Origin of the sequence: Paractinoplanes durhamensis, assembly GCF_016862175.1 — a bacterium.
GTDB classification, from domain to species: Bacteria; Actinomycetota; Actinomycetes; order Mycobacteriales; family Micromonosporaceae; genus Actinoplanes; species Actinoplanes durhamensis.
Genome location: NZ_BOML01000128.1, coordinates 1 through 1,390, shown reverse-complemented (window position 1 = coordinate 1,390; position 1,390 = coordinate 1). Strand labels below are relative to the sequence as shown.

The window sequence follows — 1,390 nt, the reverse complement described above, 5'->3', positions numbered from 1 at the left end:
CAGGGCTATTGCATAGTCGGGTTGTTCCTGGTCACGGCCGGTTTTCCGGTGGTCACGGCGTCGATGAGATCGTGTGGGCGGTGGTTGGCTCTTCGGGTGGCTTCGGCGATGTTGGTGGCACCGTCGATATGGTGGTACCCGATCGCGGTGTTACGGAGCGTGGCGAATATGGCCGGGCCGTTATGGGTTCTGGCTTGGTGGGCGTCTTCACGTAGCGTTACGTCTCGGACGTAATGTAGACGGTTCTCGATATGCCATTCAGAACGCGCCCAGGTGCCGAGATCGTCGGGTTGAGCCTGGTCGGCGGGCAGCGAGATGGTCAGGTACGCCGCTTCACGGGTGGTCTTGCCCTTGATCGTGCGGGTGCGGGTGATCCGGACGGCCTGCTCAGCGCGGGGGAAGCCCAGCCCGCCCGGAGTCTTGACAGTCAGCGCCTTGACCGTGCGGGTCTCCTTACGGCCGTGGCCGGTCTCCCGGGTCTGCACCCCGACCGGGACCTCGGCCCAGGGAAGTGCCTTGAGCTGGGCGAACAGCTTCGGCTGGTTACCCTTGACCGCGACCATGAGATGCCCGCCACCCGCGGCGAGCAGTTCGGCATGCCCGGTCTGGGCATGCAACGCGTCCGCGACCACCAGGACATCCTTCAATGACCCCAACACGGCCGCGACCAGGCGAAACAGTGGGGTGAAAGCGGGGATTTCGTTGGACTTCGCCGTGATCTGCACCTGGGCGAGCACGATCCCGGTGCTCGTGTCGTATGCCGAGAGCAGATGGACCTGCCGCCCGTCGGCGAGTCGGGCACCCCGAGCGACCTTCCCATCGACAGCGATCACCAGGCGCCACCGCCGTCCGGCGACCACGACCGGCGCCGCCCTCGCCCGCAGCCAGCGGGCCAGGACCTGTGACAACACCTCGGCGTCGAGCCGGATCAACAACCGCCACACCGTCGTCGAGGCGGGTACCCGGCCGGTGAACCCGAGCCGAGCCCACACCGCCTGGTCTTGAAAACGCACCCAGTCGGTGACCGCGGCGAACGTACACGCCCCGGCAAGCACCGCACACACCGCCGCTGCCAGGATGCTGACCAGCGGATACCGCCGGCCCCGCGGATCTCGCGGATCGTCGACCACCTCCAACGCCACGAACAGACTGTGACGGTCACCATCGGTGACCACAGCTGGGCACGGCACATCGGGGGGTCGGTGCGGCAGCACGATCTCGGTCAGTGATGATGACATCAGCGGGTGCGGTCCTGTTCTGGTTCATGGTTGTCTTCGCAAACACCATGATCACCAACGGGCCGCACCCGTCCTACATGGACCCCAGCCCCGCTGCAGGACCACCCAAAACCGCAGCTCACACACCCCTCAACCGACTACGCAACAGCCCT

Annotated in this window: 1 protein-coding gene; it reads right to left on the bottom strand. The window is 66.0% G+C overall.

All coding sequences use genetic code 11. The features are described 5' to 3' along the window. Positions 1-5: 5 nt before the first annotated feature. Complete coding sequence (locus Adu01nite_RS47420; RefSeq protein ID WP_239133253.1) at positions 6-1,214, bottom strand: ISAs1 family transposase; 1,209 nt, start codon at positions 1,212-1,214, stop codon at positions 6-8. Positions 1,215-1,390: the final 176 nt, after the last annotated feature.